21 protein-coding genes are annotated in these 23,449 nt (G+C 63.1%); 13 read left to right on the top strand and 8 right to left on the bottom strand.

What is annotated here, in order from left to right:
• Positions 1–98: 98 nt before the first annotated feature.
• The 6 genes from IVB47_RS08110 (at position 99) to IVB47_RS08085 (ending at position 6,450) form a co-directional block, all read left to right on the top strand.
• Positions 99–1,082: an ABC transporter substrate-binding protein gene (locus IVB47_RS08110; RefSeq protein ID WP_027566680.1), complete on the top strand. Its 984-nt coding sequence runs from the start codon at positions 99–101 to the stop codon at positions 1,080–1,082.
• A gap of 78 nt (positions 1,083–1,160) precedes the next feature.
• The gene (gene ilvD / locus IVB47_RS08105; protein ID WP_247460934.1) at positions 1,161–2,855 is read left to right on the top strand and encodes a dihydroxy-acid dehydratase; all 1,695 of its coding nucleotides are present in this window, start codon (positions 1,161–1,163) and stop codon (positions 2,853–2,855) included.
• 121 nt (positions 2,856–2,976) lie between these two features.
• The gene (locus tag IVB47_RS08100; protein WP_247460932.1) at positions 2,977–3,822 is read left to right on the top strand and encodes an ABC transporter ATP-binding protein; all 846 of its coding nucleotides are present in this window, start codon (positions 2,977–2,979) and stop codon (positions 3,820–3,822) included.
• Positions 3,819–4,604: an ABC transporter permease gene (locus IVB47_RS08095; protein ID WP_247290429.1), complete on the top strand. Its 786-nt coding sequence runs from the start codon at positions 3,819–3,821 to the stop codon at positions 4,602–4,604. The genes IVB47_RS08100 and IVB47_RS08095 overlap by 4 nt, the downstream gene beginning before the upstream one ends.
• Positions 4,601–5,368 carry an ABC transporter permease subunit gene (locus IVB47_RS08090; RefSeq protein WP_027519277.1) on the top strand — a complete coding sequence of 256 codons (768 nt, stop codon included), beginning with the start codon at positions 4,601–4,603 and terminating at the stop codon, positions 5,366–5,368. The genes IVB47_RS08095 and IVB47_RS08090 overlap by 4 nt, the downstream gene beginning before the upstream one ends.
• 35 nt (positions 5,369–5,403) lie before the next feature.
• The gene (locus IVB47_RS08085) at positions 5,404–6,450 is read left to right on the top strand and encodes a peptidase M29 (RefSeq protein WP_247460930.1); all 1,047 of its coding nucleotides are present in this window, start codon (positions 5,404–5,406) and stop codon (positions 6,448–6,450) included.
• Here the strand turns inward: IVB47_RS08085 and IVB47_RS08080 are convergent.
• From IVB47_RS08080 to IVB47_RS08060, 5 genes are read right to left on the bottom strand one after another with little or no spacing between them, the layout of a single operon-like run.
• On the bottom strand, positions 6,447–7,439 hold the full coding sequence (locus IVB47_RS08080) for a 3-hydroxybutyryl-CoA dehydrogenase (RefSeq protein WP_247460928.1): 993 nt from the start codon (positions 7,437–7,439) through the stop codon (positions 6,447–6,449). The genes IVB47_RS08085 and IVB47_RS08080 overlap by 4 nt on opposite strands.
• A 3-nt stretch (positions 7,440–7,442) precedes the next feature.
• Entirely contained in the window at positions 7,443–8,531 is a 1,089-nt protein-coding gene (locus tag IVB47_RS08075) for an NAD/NADP-dependent octopine/nopaline dehydrogenase family protein (RefSeq protein ID WP_247460926.1), read from the bottom strand.
• A complete protein-coding gene (locus IVB47_RS08070) occupies positions 8,528–10,051 on the bottom strand; it encodes a long-chain-fatty-acid--CoA ligase (protein ID WP_247460924.1) in 1,524 nt (507 codons plus the stop codon). The genes IVB47_RS08075 and IVB47_RS08070 overlap by 4 nt, the downstream gene beginning before the upstream one ends.
• Positions 10,052–10,053: 2 nt before the next feature.
• Positions 10,054–11,343: an acyl-CoA dehydrogenase family protein gene (locus IVB47_RS08065; protein ID WP_247460923.1), complete on the bottom strand. Its 1,290-nt coding sequence runs from the start codon at positions 11,341–11,343 to the stop codon at positions 10,054–10,056.
• A 12-nt stretch (positions 11,344–11,355) separates the two neighbouring features.
• Positions 11,356–12,153 carry an alpha/beta hydrolase gene (locus IVB47_RS08060; RefSeq protein ID WP_247460921.1) on the bottom strand — a complete coding sequence of 266 codons (798 nt, stop codon included), beginning with the start codon at positions 12,151–12,153 and terminating at the stop codon, positions 11,356–11,358.
• A gap of 216 nt (positions 12,154–12,369) precedes the next feature.
• Here IVB47_RS08060 and IVB47_RS08055 point away from each other — a divergent pair, with 216 nt between their 5' ends.
• From IVB47_RS08055 to IVB47_RS08040, 4 genes are all read left to right on the top strand, one after another.
• Entirely contained in the window at positions 12,370–13,131 is a 762-nt protein-coding gene (locus IVB47_RS08055; RefSeq protein ID WP_247290417.1) for an SDR family oxidoreductase, read from the top strand.
• A gap of 43 nt (positions 13,132–13,174) precedes the next feature.
• Positions 13,175–14,011: an enoyl-CoA hydratase family protein gene (locus tag IVB47_RS08050; RefSeq protein ID WP_027566691.1), complete on the top strand. Its 837-nt coding sequence runs from the start codon at positions 13,175–13,177 to the stop codon at positions 14,009–14,011.
• A gap of 96 nt (positions 14,012–14,107) precedes the next feature.
• Positions 14,108–16,459, top strand: coding sequence for a bifunctional salicylyl-CoA 5-hydroxylase/oxidoreductase (locus tag IVB47_RS08045; protein ID WP_247460918.1), 2,352 nt, complete (start codon positions 14,108–14,110; stop codon positions 16,457–16,459).
• A 55-nt stretch (positions 16,460–16,514) separates the two neighbouring features.
• Positions 16,515–17,765 carry a flavin-dependent oxidoreductase gene (locus IVB47_RS08040; protein WP_247460916.1) on the top strand — a complete coding sequence of 417 codons (1,251 nt, stop codon included), beginning with the start codon at positions 16,515–16,517 and terminating at the stop codon, positions 17,763–17,765.
• 9 nt (positions 17,766–17,774) lie between these two features.
• Here the strand turns inward: IVB47_RS08040 and IVB47_RS08035 are convergent, their stop codons facing one another.
• Positions 17,775–18,230, bottom strand: coding sequence for a cupin domain-containing protein (locus tag IVB47_RS08035; RefSeq protein WP_027566694.1), 456 nt, complete (start codon positions 18,228–18,230; stop codon positions 17,775–17,777).
• A gap of 29 nt (positions 18,231–18,259) precedes the next feature.
• The gene (locus IVB47_RS08030; RefSeq protein ID WP_247460914.1) at positions 18,260–19,435 is read right to left on the bottom strand and encodes an ABC transporter substrate-binding protein; all 1,176 of its coding nucleotides are present in this window, start codon (positions 19,433–19,435) and stop codon (positions 18,260–18,262) included.
• A gap of 277 nt (positions 19,436–19,712) precedes the next feature.
• On the opposite strand from IVB47_RS08030, the gene IVB47_RS08025 reads away from it, so the two are divergent.
• The 3 genes from IVB47_RS08025 (at position 19,713) to IVB47_RS08015 (ending at position 22,522) form a co-directional block, all read left to right on the top strand.
• Positions 19,713–20,204 (top strand): MarR family transcriptional regulator, encoded by a 492-nt coding sequence (locus tag IVB47_RS08025; protein WP_027566696.1) that lies wholly within the window; start codon positions 19,713–19,715, stop codon positions 20,202–20,204.
• 146 nt (positions 20,205–20,350) lie between these two features.
• A complete protein-coding gene (locus tag IVB47_RS08020; RefSeq protein WP_247460912.1) occupies positions 20,351–22,042 on the top strand; it encodes a benzoate-CoA ligase family protein in 1,692 nt (563 codons plus the stop codon).
• A gap of 21 nt (positions 22,043–22,063) precedes the next feature.
• On the top strand, positions 22,064–22,522 hold the full coding sequence (locus tag IVB47_RS08015; protein WP_027566698.1) for a RidA family protein: 459 nt from the start codon (positions 22,064–22,066) through the stop codon (positions 22,520–22,522).
• A 46-nt stretch (positions 22,523–22,568) separates the two neighbouring features.
• Here the strand turns inward: IVB47_RS08015 and IVB47_RS08010 are convergent, their stop codons facing one another.
• A complete protein-coding gene (locus IVB47_RS08010; RefSeq protein ID WP_247290406.1) occupies positions 22,569–23,297 on the bottom strand; it encodes a CBS domain-containing protein in 729 nt (242 codons plus the stop codon).
• Positions 23,298–23,449 lie beyond the last annotated feature (152 nt).

Genomic DNA, 23,449 nt, shown 5'->3' with positions numbered 1-23,449 from the left:
CCGGCCTGCATGGCTTGCTTGATTGTTTGAACCATGAAACATTTGCCGCGGTCGGGTTGGATGGCGCCGGTCGGCGCCTGGGCAGCGGAGTGGGCACGATGCGAACCGTTTCGAAGTGGATCCTGGCTTTGGGGGCGGCAGCGGCCGTGAGCGCGAGCGCAGGCTCATCATGGGCGCAGCAGACGATACGCGTCGGCTGGACGATTCCGGCCGAAGAATCCAAGTACTGGATGATGCGCCGCCCGGCTGAGTTTCCCAATATCGGCAAGGCCTACAACATCGAATGGACCCAGTTTCAGGGCACCGCTCCGATGACGCAGGCCTTGGCGGCCGGCGCGCTGGATTGCGCGACGCAGGCGCCGCTGTCGCTCGCCAACGGCGTGGTTGGCGGCAACCTCAAGGCCTACATCGTGGCGCAGCACGTCTTCGAGAAGGCCGGTGGTTTCTCGGTTTACTGGGCTGTCATGGACGACTCTCCGATCAAGACGATCGCCGATCTCAAAGGCAAGACGGTCGGAATCTCCGTGATCGGCGGCGGCACCCAAGGCCCGTTCAATCTGTTGCTGAAGCAGAACGGCATCGATCCGGCCAAGGACATCAAGCTGGTCGAGGTCGGCTTTGCCGTCTCCGAAGATGCGTTGCGGCAGGGCCGCGTCGATGCGGTCAACATGAACCAGCCGTTTGCCGCGCGCGCGGAGGCAAAGGGCGGCACGCGCAAACTGTTTTCGCTGTCGCAGGCGATGCCGAACATCGTGCACATCCTGGAAGCCTGCCGTGCCGATTTCGTCGACAAGAACCCGGAATTGGTCAAGGCTTACGTGCGTGACATTACCTCCGGCATGAAGAAAGCGCTGGCGAACCGCGAAGAGACGTTGAAGGTCGTCAACGAAGTCCTGAAGGCACCTATTCCGGTTCTCGAGACCTATCTGCTCAAGGACAATGATTTTGGCCGCGATCCGGGTGCGGCACCGAATTTCCCCGCGATCCAGAAGATGCTGGACATCTACGCGGAGACAGGGATGCTGCCGAAATTGGATGTCGCGCAATTCAAGCATTCGACGATTGTCGCTCCACTGCAATAGGCGATCGGGCGAACGAACCGAGCGAGAAGGTCGTGGCGTCCAGGATGATGCGGGACGTTGCATGAAGAAGATGCACGTATGAAGAAGCTCCGATCTCGGATCACGACGGATGGTCTCGACCGGGCCCCGCACCGCGCATTCATGCGCGCCATGGGGCTCGACGACGCTGCGATTGCCAAGCCGATGGTCGGCGTCGTCAGCATGAAGGGCGAACAGACGCCCTGCAACATGACGCACGACTTTCAGGTCGCTGCGGCCAAGACGGGAATCGAGGAGGCCGGCGGCACGCCGCGCGAGTTTTCGACCGTATCGGTTTCCGACGGTATCAGCATGAATCACGAGGGGATGAAGTTCTCGCTGTTTTCGCGGGAGCTGATCGCCGACTCGATTGAAGCCGTCGTCCATGGTCTCGCCTACGATGCGCTGATCGGATATGGCGGATGCGACAAGACGCTTCCCGGCGTGATGATGGGCATGGTCCGGTGCAACGTCCCGTCCATTTTCATCTATGGCGGCAGCGCGCTGCCGGGCCGTATGGACGGGCGGACCCTCACCGTGCTCGACTCCTATGAGGCTGTTGGCAGCTTCATGACCGGAGAGATCGACAGTGCCACGCTCGAGCGGATTGAGCGGGCGTGCCTCCCGACCATCGGCGCGTGCGCCGGCCAATTCACTGCCAACACCATGGGGATGGTGTCGGAGGCGATGGGCCTCACCATTCCCAACGTATCGATGGTGCCGGGTGTCTATGCCGAACGCGCGCAGATATCCAGGCGGGCCGGGCGCCTCGTCATGGAGATGCTGGAGCGCGGCGGGCCGTTGCCGCGCGACGTCGTGACGCGGAAATCCCTGGAAAACGGTGCGGCGATCGTGGCCGCCACGGGCGGTTCGACCAATGCTGCGCTACATCTGCCGGCGATCGCAAACGAGGCCGGGATCGCATTCACGATCGACGATGTCGGCGAGGTTTTTGCCAGGACGCCGCTGATCGGAAACCTGCGGCCTGGAGGCAAATATACGGCGAAGGATGTCTACGATATCGGCGGTGCCGCCGTGGTGATCCGGGAGCTGATCCAGAGCGGGCATATTGATGGCAGCTGCTTGTCTGTCACGGGCCGTACACTTGCCGAAGAATACGGCGCCGCCAATGCACCTGACGGCGAGGTCGTTTACGCGGCTCGCGCCCCGATCATGCCAGATGGCGGCGTCGCTGTGCTGAAGGGAAACCTCTGTCCCGACGGCGCGGTCATCAAGGTGGCGGGCCTGAAGAGTCAGTTCTTTGAAGGCGTGGCGCGCGTTTTCGAAGACGAGGAGGCCTGCGTCGCTGCGGTTCGTGATCGCACCTATCAGGCGGGCGAGGTTCTCGTGATCCGAAACGAGGGGCCGGTGGGCGGCCCCGGCATGCGCGAGATGCTCGGCGTCACGGCGCTGATCTATGGACAGGGCATGGGCGAGAAGGTGGCCCTGATCACGGATGGTCGCTTCTCTGGCGCCACGCGCGGAATGTGCATCGGCTATGTGTCTCCCGAGGCCTTCGTCGGCGGTCCGCTGGCGCTGGTTCGCGATGGCGACAGGATCCGGATCGATGCTGCGAACCGGCGGATGGATATGCTGGTCGACGAGCAGGAACTCGCTGCTCGCCGGCACGATTGGAAGCCGCGTCCGCCTCGTCACCGTGCCGGCGCGCTGGCGAAATATGCCCGATTGGTTGGTCAGGCACCGGGCGGGGCCGTGACGCATGAGGGGCCCGCGGAATGGCCCTGGTTCGGATGACGCGGCGCACTTGCCCGAAAACAGCCAAACGTCTGGCAAGTTTCTTGCTAAGCTCGCGTCGCTGACGAAGGATGTTCAGCAAGCCTGTTGCGCAGTGGTCGCGCGAACGAAGTGAGACGGGATGAAGGTAGTGCCTTCGAGATCGAGCGAATGGGTGAGACCGGTGACGCCGCAAAAACCGGCTTCTGCAATCATCGAGATCGAGAGCGTCTCGCAGGTATTTCAGACCTCGGCGCGCAAGGATCATGTAGCGCTATCGGACATCTCGCTGGCGATCGACGAAGGAGCCTTCGTCTCCATCCTTGGTCCGTCCGGCTGCGGCAAGTCGACACTGCTTTACGTCGTCGGCGGCTTCGTCAGCCCGACCAGCGGTTCAGCGAAGATCAAGGGACGGACGATCACGGGTCCAGGGCCGGATCGCGGCCCCGTGTTTCAGGAATTCGCGTTGTTTCCGTGGAAGACCGTGCTGGGCAATGTGATGTATGGCCCTCGCCAGCAGGGCGTGCGCACCGCCGAGGCGGAAGCACAGAGCCGGGCCTTGATCGAAATGGTCGGGCTCAAGGGCTATGAGAACTTCTATCCCAAGGAGCTGTCCGGCGGCATGAAGCAGCGCGTAGCGCTGGCTCGAACGCTGGCTTACCATCCTGAGGTTCTGTTGATGGACGAGCCGTTCGGCGCGCTCGATGCTCACACGCGAACTCGCCTGCAGAACGATCTGTTGAATATCTGGGAGCGTGATCGCAAGACGGTGCTGTTCGTCACCCATTCGGTGGACGAAGCGGTGTTCCTGTCAGACAAGGTCGTGATGATGTCGAAGTCTCCCGGCCGCATCCGCGAGGTCATCGACATCGATCTGCCGCGGCCGCGCCGACGCAGCGAGTTGCTGCTCGATCCACGCTACCAGAAATACGTTGTCGATATCGAGCGGATGTTCGACGAGACCGACGCTGTCGGGTCTCCGTCATGATATCGCTCGCTGCTTTGGCGAGACGGGCTGCCCCGGTGCTTGCCTGCATCGGATTGCTCGCGATCTGGCAGGCGGCGTCCCTCGCGTTGAAGAATGACAGCTTTCCGACGGCGATCGAAGCAATTCGTGCAATCCCGGACATTCTCGGGGACAAGGAATCGCTGATCAACATCCTGGCCTCGCTCCGCCGCATGGCGGTCGGGTTTGGCATAGCGGTATCGGTTTCGATTCCGCTCGGCCTGTTGATGGGCCGCAGCCGGGCCGTCGCGGCCTTCTTCAATCCGCTCCTGATGGTAATCTACCCGGTGCCGAAGGCCGCCTTGATGCCGATCATCATGCTGTGGCTCGGCGTCGGCGACATCACGAAGACGCTGGTGATCTTCCTCGGCGTCAGCTTGCCCGTGATCTATCACAGCTTCGAGGGCGCCAAGGCGGTGGAAGAGAAGATGCTGTGGTCGGGTGCCGCGATGGGGCTTTCGCCTGCGCAACGGCTGGTCCGGATCGTACTGCCGGCGGCGCTGCCGGAAATTCTGACCGGTTGCCGCACCGGACTCGTGCTGGCGCTGATCACGATGATCACCAGCGAGATGATCGCCCGTCAGTCCGGTGCCGGCAACATCTTGTTCAACGCTCTCGACATGGGCCAATACGACACCGTCTTTGCGATGATCATCATCGTTGGCGCGATGGGAATCTGCCTCGATGCGATCTTCGAGCGGGTCCGCGCAAGGCTGGTGCGCTGGTCCGAACCGCAGTTCGACATGCCGCTGAGCTTCTCATGATGCCGCAGCTTCGCTCCACCAGCATCATCCTCGGGCTCGCGCCGATCGTGCTGGTGATCGCGCTGTGGCAAGGCCTTGTATCGTTTGGCTTTGCGCCTGCGGTCTTGCTGCCGCCGCCGGGATACGTCTTCAGCAGGCTGCTTCAGCAACTCCTGACCTGGACGTTTCAGCAGGAGATCGCGGCGACTCTGATCCGGCTGTTTGCCGGCTTCGCGATTGCGGTCGTGCTCGGTGTCAGCATCGGCATCGCCGCTGCCGCCAATCCGGCTATCAACGCCGTGGTTCGGCCGATCGTTCGCGTGCTTGCACCCTTGCCAAAGGTCGCGCTCTATCCAGCATTGCTGCTGCTGCTCGGCTTCGGTCACGGATCGAAGATTACGCTGGTGGCGGCGGATGCACTCTTTCCCATTCTGTTGTCTACCTATTACGGTGCGTCGACGGTGGAGCAGAAGCTGATCTGGTCGGCCATGGCGGCGGGAACGCCGCGCTATGAGATCCTGTTCAAGGTGGTGCTGCCGGCCGCGATGCCGTCGATCCTGACCGGTTGCCGGATCGGCCTTGTCATTTCCTGCATCGTGGTGTTTCTGGCGGAGATGATCACGTCGAGCGACGGGCTCGGACATGTGCTCGTCACGGCGGCCCGGACCTTCCAGGCCGTCGACATGTTCGTGCCGCTGATCACGATCTCGCTGCTGGGCCTGATCCTCAATGGTCTGCTGGGGGCAGTGCGCGCGTATCTGCTGCGGGGTTTCCCCGAAGCATGAACTGACGAAGAAGAAACAGAAAGACGGGAGTAGACATGCTGGCTGATCGCATTGAGGCAAAATGGATCGACGCATTTTGTGAGATTTTTGAGCGATGCGCCGTCAAGGCCGGCGATACCGCGGCGATCCTCTCGGAAACCCAGTCACGTGCGTTGAACGTTCATTTGGCGGAGCTCGCGCTGTTGCGGATGGGCGCCCGACCGTTTCACGTGGTCATGCCGACCCCGCGTAACCGGAATATCGTTCCGGTTCGCTCGACAGGGGCGAGCGAGGCGATCCAGCGGCTCGGCCCGGTCATTACCGCGCTTCAACAAGCCGGCTTTGTGGTGGATTGCACCATAGAGGGCTTGATGCATGCGGTGGAGACACCCGAGATCCTCAAAGCCGGCGCGCGCATCCTGGTGATCTCCAACGAGCATCCCGAAGCGCTGGAGCGGATGGTGCCGGATTCCGCGCTCGAGAAGCGCGTTCGCGCGGCGGCGAAGATGCTGCGCGGGACCAAGCGGATGCGGGTGACGTCGAAGGCCGGCACGGCGCTCGACGTCGATATGGTCGGCGCATCCACGGTCGGCGTGTGGGGGTGGACGGACAAGCCCGGTACGCTGGCGCATTGGCCCGGCGGGATCGTCGTCAGCTTCCCCAAGAGCGGAATGATCAATGGCACGCTGGTGATGGCGCCAGGCGACATCAACCTGACTTTCAAGCGGTACCTGACGTCGCCGGTGAAGATGACACTGAAGGACGATTATGTCGTCGAGCTGGAAGGCGAGGGCGCGGATGCCGCAATGATGCGTGCCTATCTTGCCGCCTGGGGCGATCGAGAAGCCTATGCGGTGTCGCATGTCGGCTTCGGCATGAATCCCGGCGCGCGCTACGAGGCGCTGTCGATGTATGACCAGCGCGACACCAACGGCACGGAAATTCGTGCCGTCTCCGGCAACTTCCTGTTCTCGACCGGTGCCAACGAATTCGCCGGCCGTTACACGGCGGGCCATTTCGATCTGCCGATGATGGGGACGACGATCGAGCTCGATGGTGCCGCCGTGGTGAGTGAAGGGGTGCTGCAGGACGTGTTCGGCTAGTTCCGATCGAGCACCGGCGGGCGAGCCAGGTCAAAGTGACGGAGCAGGTCGACCATGGCCTGAAGCCGTTTTGCCCGATAGGCGTCGATGTCCATACCTGAATAATCGAGAAAGCCTGCGCCCGTTCGCAGGCCGATCCGGCCCTCGTGCATGTTCCGCGAAATGACCTCGGGTGCACGATAGCGGTCGCTGCCGAGTGCGCTTTCAAGATAACGACTGGCGTAGTAGAGGATGTCGCCGCCGCCCCAGTCGATGAATTCGAGCAGCCCGAGCACGGCATAGCGGAAGCCGAAGCCGTAGCGGATCGCCTTGTCGATCTCCTCGGCGCTGGCGACGCCTTCCTCGACCATGCGCGCGGCCTCGTTCATCGCCAGCGCCTGGATGCGCGGAACGATGAAGCCAGGTGTCGCTGCGCAGACCACCGGGACCTTGCCGATGCCTTCGAGTAGCGCCTTGACCGCCTCGATGACGGCGGGATCGGTGGCCTTGCCCGGCGAAACCTCGACCAGCGGGATCAGATAGGCCGGATTGAGCCAGTGCACATTGAGGAAGCGGCGAGGATTCACGATCGCGCCAGAGAGATCGTCGACAAGGATGGTCGACGTCGTCGATGCGATGATCGTATCGGGGCCGACTTGTTTTGAGGCCGCCCCCAGCACATCCCGCTTGAGCTCGACGATCTCTGGGACTCCTTCGAAGACTATTCCCGCATCGGACAGTGCCGCATCGCTCTGGCTGGCCGGCACCACCGAGACCCGCGCGATCAGCGGATCGACATCCGCCTCGGTCAGTAGCCCCAGCTTCGCCAGGCTGGCAAAGGTCTTCCTGACTTCGCCGAGCGCATCTGCCTCCAGCCTGGCGAAATCTTCGGCTGAACGGGCCTTGATGTCGATCATCGTGACCATATGCCCCGCGTAGGCGAACGCGACGGCGATGCCGCGGCCCATCCGGCCGGCCCCGAGACAGGCGATTGTGGCTCGGCTGGTCATCGGTCAAAATCCCTTGCGAAGAAGCGTCTGCAAAGCGGCCTTGTCGAGATTGCCGAGGCCCAGCGTCTCGAGGGTTCGGCCGCCTTGCGTAAAATCCTCACCGCAGATTGCGCCACCGATGGCCAGAAATCCTTTGGCCAGCGGCGTAGCCACGCGCGCCAGGCCGGCGACAGAGACCAGCAGCGATAGCCCAAGCCGCAAATCTTCTCTCATGTAGCGGTGATCGGTCAGCACGATCCGCTCGCGCCAGTCGCCGGAATCGGTCAGCCGGTCGTGCGAGCCGCGGCCATACATCCAGATCTCGCCTTCCTTGGCATAGTGATGGGCGAGCGGAAAATGCGGTGCGCCATATCCGAGCGCCTCACGCACGGCAATCCGTTCGGCATCGAGCGCGTCGGTGACACGGCGGATCGCGGCTTGCGTTCCTTCCTTGTGGATGTCCCACTTTTCGAAATGCTCGATCGGGCCTGCATTCATCACGATCAGCGGCGGATGGATAATCGGGCCTGCATTCATCAGCGCACCGGAGAGAGCATCGCCGCACGGCTCGATTGTGCCGGCGAAAGCCTGTCCAATCACCGCAAGCGCACGCGGCGCCTGATCGAGCGGGAAAACGCCGACCGGCAGTCGCTTGGCGCGGATGGTGATCGCGACCTCGAACGGGCCGTGCTTGCGGGTCAGCCAGGGCAAGGTCCCGGTTTCGGCAAAGCACGCCTTGGCGCGGTTGCCGGCATCCCGCGCAGCCTGGGCGAAGATCATCGAGCCGAACGTGGCCGGCGGCAGAAACACGACCTGTCCATCCCGCAGATGTGGAGCAAGCAGGCGCGCAATATCAGGCTGCGCGAAGCCGGGGGCGGGGCACAGGATCAGCTCTGCGCCGTTGACGGCTTCGGCGATGGCAGCGGTGACCAGCGCGAGCTTGACGTCGTGACGGCCGTCATGATCCTTCACCAGGATGCGCGAGCCGGCGGCGCGATGGGCTGCGACCTGATCCGCGTCGCGGCGCCAGAGCCGGACCTCATGTCCCGACAGCGCAAAATCGCCCGCGGCCGCGAAAGAGCCGTTTCCCCCACCCAGAACCGCAATCTTCAAGATGCTTCTCCTTGCGCGCGCGATTGCGCATCAAGCTGCTTCAGCAGGAAATGCTGGACCTTGCCCAGCGCTGTGCGCGGCAGGTCGGTGACGAAAACGATGTCGCGCGGAACCTTGTAGCGGGCGAGTTGGGCTTGAAGATGCGCTTTCAACGCGTCTGCTTCGAGCCGACAGCCGGATCGCGGGATCACGTAGGCGATGGGCACCTCGTCCCAGCGTGGATCGGGCCGGCCGATCACGGCGCATTCGCTGACATCGGGATGTTCCAGCAGGACGCGTTCGACCTCCGCCGGATAGATGTTCTCGCCGCCGGAAATGACCATGTTCTTCTTGCGGTCTCGCACCCAGAAATAGCTGTCCGCGTCGCACAGGCCGATATCGCCGGTACGATACCAGCCGTCGTGCAGCGCATCGCGCGTTGCGTCCGCATCGCCCCAATATTCGAAGAACACGTTGGGGCCGCGCACTGCGATCTCCCCCGGCGCTCCCGTCGGCACCTCGTTGCCGGCCTGATCGATCACTTTCGCTTCGCAGCACAGGCCGGCAAGTCCGGTCGATCCCGCGCGCGAAAGATCGCCACCAAGCCGGGTGTAGACTGCGATGGGACAAGTTTCCGTCGAGCCGTAGACCTGAAGCACCGGTACGCCGCGCGCCACGAAGCGGTCGATCAGATGCGGCGGCACGATGGTCGAGCCGGTCGCGACGGCTTTGAGTGACGAAAGGTCGGTCGTGGGCCAGGCGGGATGCTCGCTCACCGCCTGGATGATCGCCGGCACCATCACGGTCAAGGTCGGCCGTTCCCGTTCGATGGCTGCAAGCGCGGTGTCCGGCGTGAAGCGTGCGTGAACCGTGACCGTCGCGCCCAGCTGGAGCGCCGCCGTGGTCTGGATGTTGAGGCCACCGACGTGGAAGAACGGTAGCAGCGTCAGCACATGGTCATCGGACGTCATGTTGTGCATGTGCTGGCTCATGACGCCGTTCCAGAACAACGCCTCCTGGCGCAGCACTGCGCCTTTGGGCCGTCCGGTCGTTCCCGATGTGTAGACAATGAGGAGCGGACAGGAGAGATCAGTGTGCGGGTTGCGGCCGGTGCCGCGGCTTCGAGCCAACAGGTTTTCGAACGTCATGCTGCGGGCCGGCTCGAAATCGAGCCCGACGATTGCGGTCCCCTCAAGCTCGGCGAGTACCCCCTCAAATGCCTGCTCGAGCACCAGGACCTTGGCGCCGGCATCGTTGAGGATGAAGAGCTGCTCGGCCACAGCGAGCCGCCAGTTCAGGGGCACCAGCATCGCGCCGAGCCGCGCACAGGCATAGAGCAGAACCAGATAGTCCGGCCGGTTCAGGCTGAGGATCGCAACGCGGTCGCCCCGGCCTACGCCGAGCTCCTGCTTCAACGTCGCCGCCGTCCGCTCGATGCGTGCAGCGAATGCCGCATAGCTCGACCGTTCGCCCTCGAAGGCGATGGCTGTCTTGTCTGGCGCGAACGCCGCGTTGCGATCGATCAGACTGCAGAGATCCACCGTTAGTCGTCCGTTTCGCCGGCCTCGTACAGCGCCTCGCGCCCGATCCGGTCGAGGCAGAGCTCGGCTGTCCAGGGCAACATCAGCGAGCCGCAGCGGCTGTCGCGATAGATGCGCTCCAGCGGCAGCGAGCGCAGCATGGCCTGTCCGCCGCAGGTGCGGATCGCGAGCGCGGCGAGCTCATTGGCACCCTCCATCACCGAATATTGTGCGGCATAAGCGCGAAGCACCTGCTCCTTGCTCGGATTGGCGCGCGCTTCGGTGACGGCCTGGAACCAGATCGCCTTGATCTGCTCGAGCTTGATCTGCATCTGCGCGACCGCAATTTGCTTGGTCGGATACATCCTGCGCTTGACCGGCGGCATGCCCGGTACTTCGCCGCGCAGATACCGCACGGTGAAGTCATAGGCGGCTTGCGCAAGGCCCATATAGGTTGGCGACAGCGTCAGGAACATGTGCGGCCAGCGCATCGCGGCCTGGAAATAGACGCCGCGCGGCATCAGCGCCGAATCTGCCGGCACGAACACCTCCTTGAACAGCAGCGTGCGCGAGACTGTTCCGCGCATGCCGAGCGGGTCCCAGTCGCCGACGACCGAGACGCCTTCCGATTTTGAGGGGATGGCGAGGTAAAGCGTATTGCGGCGCGAAGCCTTCTCGCCTTCCTCGATCTCCGTGCAGAGAACGCCGTAATAGTCCGCATGGCCGGAGAGTGATGCAAAGATCTTCTTGCCGTTGACGATCCAGCCGCCCTCGACCGGCCGCGCTTCCGTGCCGAAAGCAACACCGCCTGCCGCAGCTGCACCGCCTTCCGAAAAAGGCTGCGAATAGATCGCGCCATGCTCGACGATGCGCTTGTAGTGGACTGCACGCCGCTGCTCGTGCTCGGCGCGGGTTTCAGCATCCATGTCGAGATCGTCGGCGAGCGGACCCGACCACAGCGTCGAGCAGACATGCATGTTCCAGGTGAGCGCAGTCGCGCCGCAATAGCGGCCGATTTCGGCTGCTGCCAGTGCGTAGGTTTGATAATTCGCGCCGAGCCCGCCATGCTTCTTGGGTACGGCAATACGGAGCAGGCCGACGCGATGCAGGTCGCGATAATTCTCAGACGGGAAGATCGCCTCGCGGTCGTAAGTCGCGGCGCGGCCGGCGAACACGCTCTGGCCGATCTCGCGCGCCCGCGCGATGATGCCGGCCTGCTCGTCGCTCAGTCGGAATGCGACGGGATCGAAGATCGGCGCATCCAGCGCGACCTTGTCACTCGCGCCGATGGTCTTGCTGACTTGCATGGTCATTGCGCAGTCATCCTACGTTTTAGTCGCGATGGAATTCAGGAATCGGCCGAGCGCGTCGTTAAAGGCATCGGGGCGTTCGAGGTTGGCGAGATGGCCGACAGCGTCGAGCTCGACATATTCCGCGGAAGGAATGTAGGTCGCCGTCTTCGCCATCATTGGGGCTGGCGCGTTGTTGTCCTTGGAGCCGGACAGCAGCAGCGTCGGGATGGAAATATCCTTGAGGGTGCTGCGTTGGTCGAAGCCGATCAAGGCCAGCATCATGGCGCGATAGCTCGCCTCGGGCACACTTGCCATGCACTCGCGTGCAAGCTCCATTCCCTTGGGATCAGGATCGTCGCCCACCAGCTCCTTCACCAGAGAGGGCGCCAGCGACTTCATCGTTTCGCCGCGATCGAGCGGCCCGAGCCGGGCGGCGATAAACGATTTCTGCCAATCGCCGTCGGCCTTGCCGAACGCCGGGCTGGTCTGCGCCAGCACGACCGCGCGCGCCAGTTTTGGGGATTGCACCAGCCATTTCTGGACGATCATGCCGCCGATGGAATGTCCGACCAGAATTGGCTTGCTCGCCCCAAGCTGCTCGATGAATCGCTGAAGCGCATCCGCCAGGGCAGCGATGCTGACGCTGGCGAGCGGCGCCGAGCCGCCATAGCCCGGCATGTCCCATGCAATCGCGTGAAAGCGGTCGCCGAATGTCGCAAGCTGCTGCCGCCAGGCCCGTGCCGCACCGCCGATGCCATGCAGGAAAATCAGAGGTGTCCCGCCCGGATCGCCCGCTGCTTCATAGGCGAAGCGGCCGTCCTTTGTTATCATTGGCGCAGGCTGCGACACGCGACATCCTTTTGCTTGGCCCTTCGATGCTAACAGGCCTGTGAGGGATGGGAAGAGATAATTTTATACTTAAAGCAATTTTCAGGCCGTCTTCTCCGTTGCGACCATTCACGGGGTGGAGTCGAGCTTTGTTTGCAAAAGTTTGAAGGTTAAAATATATCGAGAAGAGCGATCAGCAGAATGCAAGGAAGCCAGCGCATGTCCGGATTACCGCATTCGCCGCACGCGCTGGTGACCGGTGGCGGTCGCGGTATCGGTCGCGCCATCGCAGCAGCGCTCGTCGGGGGCGGTGCCACCGTGACCGTCCTTGGGCGGAACGCTGCGACGCTTGAAGATGCTGTCAGCGCAGGGGCAGCGCATTTTGCGGCTGTCGCCGACGTCTCGGACGAAACCTCAATGAAAGTCGCCATCGCTCAAGCGAGTGCGCGGCAGCCGATCGATATCCTGATCGCCAATGCGGGAAGCGCCGAGTCCGCGCCGTTCGCCAAATCCGACAGCGCACTGTTCGCGCGCATGATGGACGTCAATTTCATGGGCGTGGTCCATGCTGTCAGCGCTGTGCTGCCCGGGATGAAGGATCGTCCCTATGGCCGTATCGTCGCGATCGCGTCGACGGCGGGGCTCAAGGGATATGCCTATGTCAGCGCCTACACCGCGGCCAAGCACGCTGTGGTCGGTCTCGTGCGTTCCCTCGCCATTGAAATGGCCGGCAGCAATGTGACCGTCAACGCGGTGTGTCCCGGTTTCACCGACACCGATCTGGTCGCCGGCAGCATCGAGAACATCATGAAAAAGACGAGGCGTAGCCGCGAGCAGGCCATTGCCGAGCTCGCAAAGCATAATCCGCAGGGACGATTGATCTCTCCTCAGCAGGTCGCGGATACCGTGCTCTGGCTGTGCGGCGAGGGTGCCGGCGCAATCACCGGGCAGGCGATCGCTGTTGCCGGTGGTGAGATTTAGCGCGCATGGCACCGGCACGGAACAAGAAAGCCAAGGAGATCATATGAGCAGACCAGCCAATCCTGTGACCTTACCGCTTGCGGACTATTCGCCGCAGCACTTCCTGCTGGCCGTCGTCGATGGTGTTGCAACCGTGACGCTCAATCGTCCGGAACGGAAGAATCCGCTGACCTTCGAGAGCTATCGCGAACTCACCGATTTCTTTCGCGCCTGCGCTTTCGACGATGCGGTCAAGTCCATCGTCGTGACCGGCGCTGGTGCCAATTTTTCGTCCGGCGGCGACGTGTTCGAGATCATCGGGCCGCTCGTGAAAATGGACACCAAGGGGCTGACGGCGTTTACGCGGATGACCGGTGACCTCGTCAAGGCGATGCGGGCCTGTCCGCAGCCGATCGTTGCCGCGGTTGAAGGCATTTGCGCCGGCGCGGGCGCGATCATCGCCATGGCGTCGGACATGCGGCTTGCTGCGAGCGGGGCCAAGGTTGCCTTCCTCTTCAACAAGGTGGGCCTTGCCGGTTGTGACATGGGCGCCTGCGCGATCCTGCCGCGGATCATCGGACAGTCCCGCGCTTCCGAGTTGCTCTACACCGGCCGGTTCATGACCGCGGAGGAGGGCGAGCGCTGGGGCTTCTTCAGCCGTATCGTCACGTCGGAGCAGGTGCTGCCCCAGGCACAGCTACTGGCCAAGCAGATTGCTGAGGGACCGACCTTCGCCAACACCATGACCAAGCGGATGCTGGCCATGGAATGGGCGATGTCGGTGGAGGAGGCGATCGAGGCGGAGGCCGTTGCTCAAGCGCTGTGCATGACAACCGCCGATTTCGAACGGGCCTTCGAGGCCTTTGCCAACAAGGTCAAGCCGGTCTTCAGGGGCGACTAGGCCGGCCTTTGCCGGCAGCCTGCCGCAATGGGGACTTGCGCGAGATTATTTTAGGCTTAAAATAGTTTCGCCGGAGGTTGAATTGGCGAGGCTCCCATGAAAGTCGCGATCATCGGTGGCGGACCTGCGGGTCTCTACGCTGCAATCCTGCTGAAGAAGCAGCGGCCGAGCGCCGAGATCGCGGTGTACGAGCGCAACCGCGCCGACGACACCTTCGGCTTCGGCGTGGTGTTCTCGGACGCCACGCTCGATAATTTCGAGAAGCACGACCTCCCGAGCTATCGCCGCATCACCCAGGAATTCGCCTACTGGGACGACATCGCGGTGCACTTCCGCGGAACGGTCCATCGGGTCGGCGGCAACGGCTTTTGTGGCTGCTCGCGGCAGAAGCTGCTCCTGATCCTGCAGGCGCGCGCGCGAGAACTGGGCGTCATCCTGAACTTCGAGGCGGATGTCGAGGACGAATCCCGCTTCGCTGACGCCGATCTCATCCTGGTCGCAGACGGCATCAACAGCCGCTTCCGCGACAAATATGTCGATCATTTCGCGCCGGAAGTCGATCTGCGTGCCAACAAGTTCGCCTGGATGGGTTCGACCAGGCCGCTGGATGCCTTCACCTTCATCTTCCAGGAGACGGAGTGGGGACCGTTCATCGCCCATGCCTATCAATATGAAGCCGGGCACTCGACCTGGATTTTCGAGACCGATCCGGAGACGTTCGAACGCGCCGGGCTGACGGGGCTGAACGAGACCCAGTCGGCTGCGCGAATGGCCGAGATCTTCGGCTGGTTCCTCGATGGGCATCAACTGCTCACCAATCGTTCGACGTGGCGCAACTTCCCGATGATCCGCAGCAAGCGCTGGGTCAAGGACAGCATGGTTCTGCTCGGCGACGCCAAGGCGAGCGCGCATTTCTCGATCGGCTCGGGCACCAAGCTCGCAATGGAAGATGCGATTGCGCTGGCAGAGGCGATGGAGAAGGCGCCCAGCATCAAGGCGGCGCTCGATCTCTATGAGCACGGGCGGCGTGAGGAGGTCGAGAAGACGCAGCACGCCGCGGATGTCTCGCTGGTTTGGTTCGAGCATGTCGACCGCTTCTGGGATTTCGATCCCGTGCAGTTTGCCTTCGGCGTGATGACGCGCTCGAAGGCGATCACCTACGATAATCTGAAGCTTCGCGCTCCTGACTTCGTGGCGGAGGTCGAAAGATCGTTTGCCAAGCGTGTTCGTGACAGCGGTTTCGAAGTCGACACCGAGAAGCCGATGGTGCCGCTGTTCCAGCCCTTCCGGCTGCGTGAGATGGAGATCGCCAATCGCGCCGTGGTGTCGCCGATGTGCATGTATTCGGCGAAGGAGGGCGTGCCGACCGATTTCCATCTGGTGCATTACGGATCGCGCGCGATCGGCGGCGCCGGCCTGATCTTCACGGAGATGACCTGCGTTGCCCGCGACGCCCGCATCACGCCCGGTTGCGCCGGTCTGTGGAATGACGAGCAGGAGGCCTCCTGGCAACGCATCGTTGATTTCGTCCATGCCAATTCAGCCGCAAAAATCTGCCTGCAGTTGGGCCACGCCGGGCGCAAGGGCGCGACCAAGCTGATGTGGGACGGCATGGACCGTCCGCTCGAGGAGGGCGGCTGGGAGGTGTTTTCGGCGTCGCCGCTGCCCTATTTCCCCGACAGCCAGGTTCCGCGCGAGCTCGATCGCGCCGGCATGAATGCAGTGAAGGACGCTTTCGTCGCGGCGGCCGAGCGCGGCGAACGCTGTGGCTTCGACATGCTTGAACTGCACTGCGCCCACGGCTATCTGCTTGCGAGCTTCATCTCGCCGTTGACGAATAGACGCGCGGATGAGTATGGCGGCTCGCTCGAAAACCGCCTGCGCTTCCCGCTCGAAATCTTCGAGGCGCTGCGGGCCATATGGCCGTCGCACAAGCCGATGTCTGTGCGCATTTCTGCGACCGACTGGGCCGAGGGTGGCATCGGCGGCGACGACGCAGTGGCGATCGCGCGGGCTTTTGCCGAGGCGGGCGTCGATCTCGTCGACGTCTCGACCGGGCAGACCGTGCGCGATGCGCAGCCGATCTATGGCCGCATGTTCCAGACCCCGTTCTCCGACCAGGTCCGCAATGAGGCGCGCGTGGCCACGATGTGCGTCGGCAACATCACGACGGCGGACCAGGCCAACACCATCCTGGCTGCCGGCCGGGCTGACCTCGTCGCGCTCGGGCGGCCGCATCTGGTCGATCCCTCCTTCACCATGAGGGCGGCAGCCTGGTACGGGGCGGACGACGCGTTCTGCCCGCCGCAATATCTTCCCGGAAAAGATCAGATTTTCCGCAACAGCGTGCGCGACCGGCAGGATCTCGAGGAGCTGAGAATTAAGGCTAAGCCCAAGACCCGGGCCGAGCTCAAGGCGGAGGCGACAAAGCCGCTTGCGGCCGAGTGACCGCCCGTGCGACTTTGGCCGCATTGCCTGGTGTGTACCGAGTGGAGTGAGGGCGATGAAGGCGATTATCGTCGGTGGCGGTATCGGTGGTCTCACCACCGCATTGATGCTGCGCTCGCGGGGCCTCGCTTGCGAGATCTTCGAGCAGTCCGACACCATCCGCGAGCTTGGCGTCGGCATCAACACGCTGCCCCATGCCATGCGTGAGCTGGCGGGCCTCGGTCTGCTCCAGCAGCTTGACGATGTCGCGATCCGCACCGACCAGCTCTATTACCTCAACCGTCACGGCCAGGAAGTCTGGCGCGAGGCCCGCGGCATCGATGCCGGCCACGACGTGCCGCAATTCTCGATCCACCGCGGCCGCCTTCAAGGCGTCATCCATCGGGCCGTCGAGGAGCGGCTCGGGCCGGAGGCCATCCACACCGGCTGCCGCCTCGGCGCCTTCACGCAGGACGAGGGCGGCGTGACCGCTTACTTCTTCGACCGCTCAGGCGCGCACATCCATACCGCGCGCGGCGACATCCTGATTGGTGCCGACGGCATCCATTCGCGGGTCCGTGACACGCTGTTCCCGAGCGAGGGGCCGCCATGCTGGAACGGCCTGATGCTGTGGCGCGGTGCGCGGGATTGGCCGCTATTCCTTACCGGCAAGTCGATGATCGTCGCCGGCGGGCTCAACGCCAAGGTGGTGATCTATCCCATCGCGGAGGGATCGAGCCCGGCGAGCCGTCTCACCAACTGGGCGGTCCTGGTGAAGGTGGGCGAGGGCAATGCCCCGCCGCCGCGGAAGGAAGACTGGTCGCGGCCGGGCCGTCGCGAGGAGCTGATGCCGCATGTGGCGCGCTTTTCGGTGCCTTACGTCGACGTGAAGAGCCTGATCTCGGCCACGCCCGAGTTCTACGAATATCCGACCTGCGACCGCGATCCGTTGCCCTATTGGTCGTCCGGCAGAGTGACGCTGCTCGGCGATGCCGCGCATCCGATGTATCCGGTTGGCTCCAACGGAGCTTCGCAGGCCATCCTCGACGCGCGCTGCCTCGCCGACGCGCTGGTGCGCGCCGAGCATCCGCGCCAGGCGTTGCTTGAATACGAGAAGAAGCGCCTGCCCATGACTGCGGATATCGTCCGCTCCAACCGGCGCGGCGGCCCCGAGGGCGTCATCGACGCCGTCGAGCAGCTCGCGCCTGATGGTTTCGACAATGTCGACAACGTGCTGAGCTATTCCCAGCGCGAGGCGATCGTGCGCGGCTATGCCACCAAGGCCGGCTTCGCCGCAGTGCCGGGACTTGCGGCGGTGCGGGCTTAAGATGCGCTGCTAGCCGCCGGGAGGCGGCGGCAGGAAGTGGATGTTGAACTCGGCGGCCATCGCCACCACGTCCTCGGGCTTCTGTTCCTTCATGTTGTGAAGGCCCCAGAATAGGTCGAACAGCTTGCGGGTCGGTGACACCCAGAACAACACCTTCGCGGTCTGATCCGATTTGTTGAAGATGCCATGCGGCACGCCCATGCCGAGCCGGATCAGGTCGCCCGCGGTCGCCTGCGACTCGGAATTGCCGAGCATGAAATCGAGCTTGCCCTCCAGCATGTAGAGATATTCATCCTGGTCCGGATGAATGTGCGGCGGCACGAACGTGCCCGGCGGCAGCGTCGCATGCCAGGAGAAGCTGTGCTCCGTGTTGCTCTTCGGCACATAGGTCTGGCCGAGGATGTTCCAGGAGATGCCCTGGATCCCCTCATTGGCCCGTGTGATGCCGGTGATTTCGCTTTTCATCGTGATCCTCCCTCGACGCGACGTGCGGCTTAGTTCGCCGCCTTGCAGTCCTTGGCGTAGCGGTCGCCGTAATTCTCAAAGACTTTCTGGACGATCTCGGTCTGGAATTTGCCGTCCGCGCGCTTGGCGACCTTGGTCAGGTAGAAATCCTGGATCGGATAACCGTTGGTGTTGAACTTGAAGGCGCCGCGCAGCGAGGTGAAGTCGGCCTTTTTCAGAGCGGCCGCGACCGCGTCCTTGTTGGAGAGGTCGCCCTTCACGGCCTTGACGGCGCTGTCGATCAGCATCGCGGCATCATACGCCTGGAAGGCGTAGGTACCGGGCACGCCGTTATAGGCGGCCTCGTAGGCGGCGACGAACTTCTTGTTCTGGGGATTGTCGAGATTGGGCGCCCAGTTCGCGCCGCCGAACATGCCGACCGCCGCGTCCTGCTGCGCCGGCAACGTCGATTCATCCACCGTGAAAGCCGAGAGCACCGGAATGCTGTCGGCGAGGCCAGCCTGCCGGTATTGCTTGACGAGATTGACCCCGAGGCCGCCGGGCATGAACGTGAAGAGCGCATCCGGCTTCTGCGATGAAATCTTGGAAAGCTCCGGCTGGAAGTCCAGCGTGTTGAGCGGCATGTAGGATTCTTCGACGATCTCGCCCTTGTAGTCGAGCTTGAAGCCCGCGACCGAGTCCTTGCCGGCCTGATAATTCGGAACCATCAGATACATGCGCTTGTAGCCGCGATCCTGCGCGACCTTGCCGAGGATTTCGTGCACCTGATCGTTCTGATACGAGGTCACATAGAAGAACGGGTTGCAATCCTTGCCGGCAAAAGTGGACGGGCCGGCATTGGGGCTGATCAGAAAGGTTTTCGATTCCGTGACCGGCCGGTGAATCGCCTGGAGGATGTTGGAGAAGATCGGGCCGACCACGAAGTCGACCTTGTCGCGCTCCAGAAGGCCCTTGACCTTGGTGACCGCTGCGTCCGGCTTCAATTCGTCGTCGACCACGACGACCTCGACATCGCGGCCGCCCATCTTGCCGCCGAGATCCTTCATTCCGAGCGCAAAGCCGTCGCGAACCTGTTGGCCGAGCGCGGCGGCGGGTCCCGACAGGGTCACGATCACACCCAGCTTGATTTTCTCCTGGGCGAGGGAAGGACTCACCGTGGTGCCAAGCAGCAAGGCGGCTGCGGCCAACGTCATTTGCGTCTTCATGATCTGTCCCCCGTGACAACAGGACTTGCGCTGCAAGCCGCTACTCCAATCCAAGTTTATGCCGATGATTGCTGCCGCGGCAAGCGAGCTCAAAGCGTCGTCATCTGCGGACAGCGGCGCATGCAAGCGGCGCGCCAATTATTTGAAGCCTAAAGAAATCGGGATGCGATCGATTGTTGCGGCTTTAGGCTTGCAGCCGGCTTCGATTTATTTGAAGCTCAAAATGTTGGGAATCCGTGCCGGGCGCCAATGCTAGGCCGTGAGTGACTGCATCAACATGCTCGATTCCGAGACCAAGGCCGTCGAAACTCCGGAGGATCACGCCGAAGAGCTTCGGCTGTGGCTGCGCCTCTTGACCTGCACGACGCTGATCGAGGGCGAGGTCCGTGGCCGGTTGCGGCAGCGCTTCGACGTCACATTGCCCCGTTTCGACCTGATGGCGCAGCTCGACAAGGCACCCGACGGCATGACGCTGTCCGACGTCTCCAAGCGCATGATGGTGTCGAACGGCAACGTCACCGGTCTCGTCGAGCGCCTCGTGGAATCCGGTCATCTCGACCGCCGCACGTCGGAGACCGACCGCCGCGTCCAGGTGATCCGGCTGACCAAACTCGGTCGCGCCGAATTTCGCAGAATGGCCGCGGAACACGAGACCTGGATCGCCGATCTTTTCGCCGACCTGACGCCGAAGGATGTGCGCGAATTGATGCGGCTGCTCGCCAAGACCAAGGCATCGGCGCAGAAATCGGCCGGTCGCCGCCGGGCCTAGTGCGCGGCTGACGCGCCCACCAATCCCATTTGCCGCCGGAAAAAGCACGGGATGCCCAAAATCCGCTATTGCACGAAATTGCTTTAAGCCTAAAATGTTTCCGAGTGAGTGCTGCCGGGTGCTTTCCATGCTGAAAGGAGCGTGCGATGGCCAACGCCGCCAAGGTTCAAGTCTCGGGCTCGCGTGACGATAACGCCGCGACAGCCCATGTCGATACGTTCGCGCGGCAGCATCTTCCGCCAGCCGAGCTCTGGCCGGAATTCATCTTCACGCGACCGGAACTGCAGTATCCGCCCCGCCTCAACTGCGTCAGCTATTTCCTCGACCGCTGGGTCGAGCAGGGACATGGCGACGCTCCTTGCGTGATCAGCCCCGCCGTCAGCTACACCTATCGTGAGCTGCAAACGGTCGTGAACCGCATCGCCAATGTGCTGGTCGGCAAGCTTGGTCTCGTCACCGGCGGACGCGTGCTGCTGCGTTCGGCCAACAATCCGATGATGGTCGCGACCTATCTGGCAGTGATCAAGGCCGGTGGCATCGTCGTCGCGACGATGCCACTGTTGCGTGCCAAGGAGCTGTCCTATCCGATCCAGAAGGCCGAGATCACACTCGCACTCTGCGACGGCAAGCTCGCCGACGAAATGGAGAAGGCGAAAGCCGCAGCCCCCGGCCTCAAGCGCGTGGTCTATTGGGGCAACGGCGGCAGCGACTCGCTCGAGGCGCTGATGGAGGATGCAAGTCCGGAGTTCAGGGCTGTCGATACCGCCTCCGACGACGTCTGCCTGATCGCGTTCACGTCGGGCACGACCGGCGATCCCAAGGGCACCATGCATTTCCACCGTGACATGCTGGCGGTCTGCGATGGCTATGCACGCAACATCCTGCGCGCGGAGCAGAAGGATCGCTTCGTCGGCTCGGCACCGCTCGCCTTCACGTTCGGCTTCGGCGGCGTGCTGTTTCCAATGCACATCGGCGCCTCCTTCGTCGTTCTGGAGAAGACGGCGCCCGACGACATTCTGAATGCGATCGAGCAGTACAAGACCACGGTCTGTTTCACCGCGCCGACCGCGTACCGGGCGTTGATCGGCAAGCTTCCGGGCCGCGATATTTCCTCGCTTTGCAAATGCGTGTCCGCCGGAGAGACGCTGCCCAAGCCGACATTCGATGCCTGGCTGAAGGCGACCGGCATCAAGCTGATGGACGGCATCGGCTCGACCGAGCTGCTGCACATCTTCATCAGCGCGACCGAGGACGAGATCCGCCCCGGTGCGACGGGCAAGCCGGTGCCGGGGTATGAAGCGAAGATCGTCGATGATTCCGGCAATGACGTTCCGCCGGGCACGATGGGAAGGCTCGCGGTACGCGGGCCGACCGGTTGCCGCTATCTCGCTGACGAGCGGCAGCGCAAATACGTCCAGAACGGCTGGAACATCACGGGCGACACCTATCTGATGGATAGCGAGGGCTATTTCTGGTACCAGTCGCGCTCGGACGACATGATCGTGTCGGCCGGCTACAACATTGCAGGCACGGACGTCGAGGCGGCGCTGCTTACGCATCCCTCCGTCCTCGAGTGCGGGGTCGTCGGCGCGCCGGACGAGGCGCGCGGCATGATCGTGAAGGCGTATGTCGTTGCCGCGCCGGGCGTAACGCCGGATGCCGAGCTCGTGGCTGCGTTGCAGGAGCATGTCAAACGCGAGATCGCGCCATACAAATATCCGCGCGCGATCGAGTTCGTGACGCAACTACCGAAGACCGAGACCGGCAAGTTAAAGCGCTTTGCCCTGCGGCAACTGGCGCAGACCGCGGTGACGTCCTCCGGCGTCGCGGCGGAATGAGAGAAGGATAGAGAATTGTCCGTGACGACGCCGAAAAGCCCGCAGCTTGCGGTGCTGCCGACAGCAGCTGAGGACGAAACCCGCGCCAGGGCGCAGGTGCTCCAACCGTCCGGTTGGCCGGTGCCGAAAGGCTATGCCAACGGCATGGCCGCCGAGGGACGCATCGTCGTCACTGGCGGTGTCATCGGCTGGGATGCCGAGGAGCGTCTCGCGGAGGGTTTTGTCGCGCAGGTGCGCCAAACCCTAGGCAACATCGCCGCGATCCTCGCGGAGGCCGGCGCGCAGCCCGAGCATCTGGTGCGCCTGACCTGGTACGTCGTCGACATGGACGAGTACCTGACGAACCTGAAAGAGCTCGGCAAGGCCTACCGCACCATCTTCGGCGCGCACTACCCGGCGATGGCGCTGGTTCAGGTCGTCCGCCTCGTTGAGAAGACGGCGCGCGTCGAAATCGAAGCCACCGCCGTCATTCCGCGCTGAACTGCGATCGGTGCGCGGTCAGCTTGCCTTGGTCAGCTTGCCTTGGTCAGCTTGCCTTGGCGAGGTCATCGTCTTCGGGCGAGTTCAGGTATATTCCTGACATGGTGTCGACCCAGCAGAGATGGTCGTGCACCTTCTTCACGCCGTTGACGTTCTCCGCTGCGACGACCGCGGCCTGTCGCACGCGCTCCTCGGTGATGACGCCGCTGAGATGAACGATGCCGTCGCGGACGATGACGTTCAGCCCGAACGGGCACCAGTCGTTCTTCTCCATGGTATCGATGATGCGGCTGCGAATGTGATCGTCGTCCGCGGTCGGGTCGGGTACGTCTCGGGCGAGGTCCGCCACCGCCTGGAGCAGGTTCGCGCGCGACACGATGCCGACGATTTTGTCGCCGCGGATTACCGGGAGACGCTTCACGTTGTTCCGCTCCATGAGATCGACGATCTCGGCAAGCGCCGTATCCTCGGTGATGGTCACCGGTGAAGAGGTCATCACCACCGAGACCTTGCGGCCGTGCTCGTGGACGAAGTCGCTGGCCGATTTGCCGGATCCGAGAATGAACCGCAGCCAGCGCCCGCGCTTGCGTCCCGTGCCGATTTCGCTGCGGCGGATGAAGTCGCCTTCCGAGACCACGCCGACCAGCTTGCCGGCATTGTCCACGACCGTGAGACCGCTGACATGCCGCTTCAGCATGATGTTTGCCGCCTCGACGATGCTGGTGTCGGGCGTAACCGAGATGACCGACCGGGTCATGATCTGATGGGCGCGCATGGCAGACTCCGCTGGCTTGTCGATGTCGATGCGCAAAACCTAGCTCTCGCGTCGTGCTGCGGCTTGACGCAGGTCAAGGGGTGAAGCGGGGCTCTTTCCGATGCCCGGACTTGATGCAGCTCAACGCGCATCCCAAGCCTCGCCATATCCTG

Source organism: Bradyrhizobium sp. 62, assembly GCF_023073035.1.
GTDB lineage: Bacteria > Pseudomonadota > Alphaproteobacteria > Rhizobiales > Xanthobacteraceae > Bradyrhizobium.
Note: the sequence above shows the minus strand (reverse complement) of the source record. Positions and strands in the feature narration are given on the sequence as shown.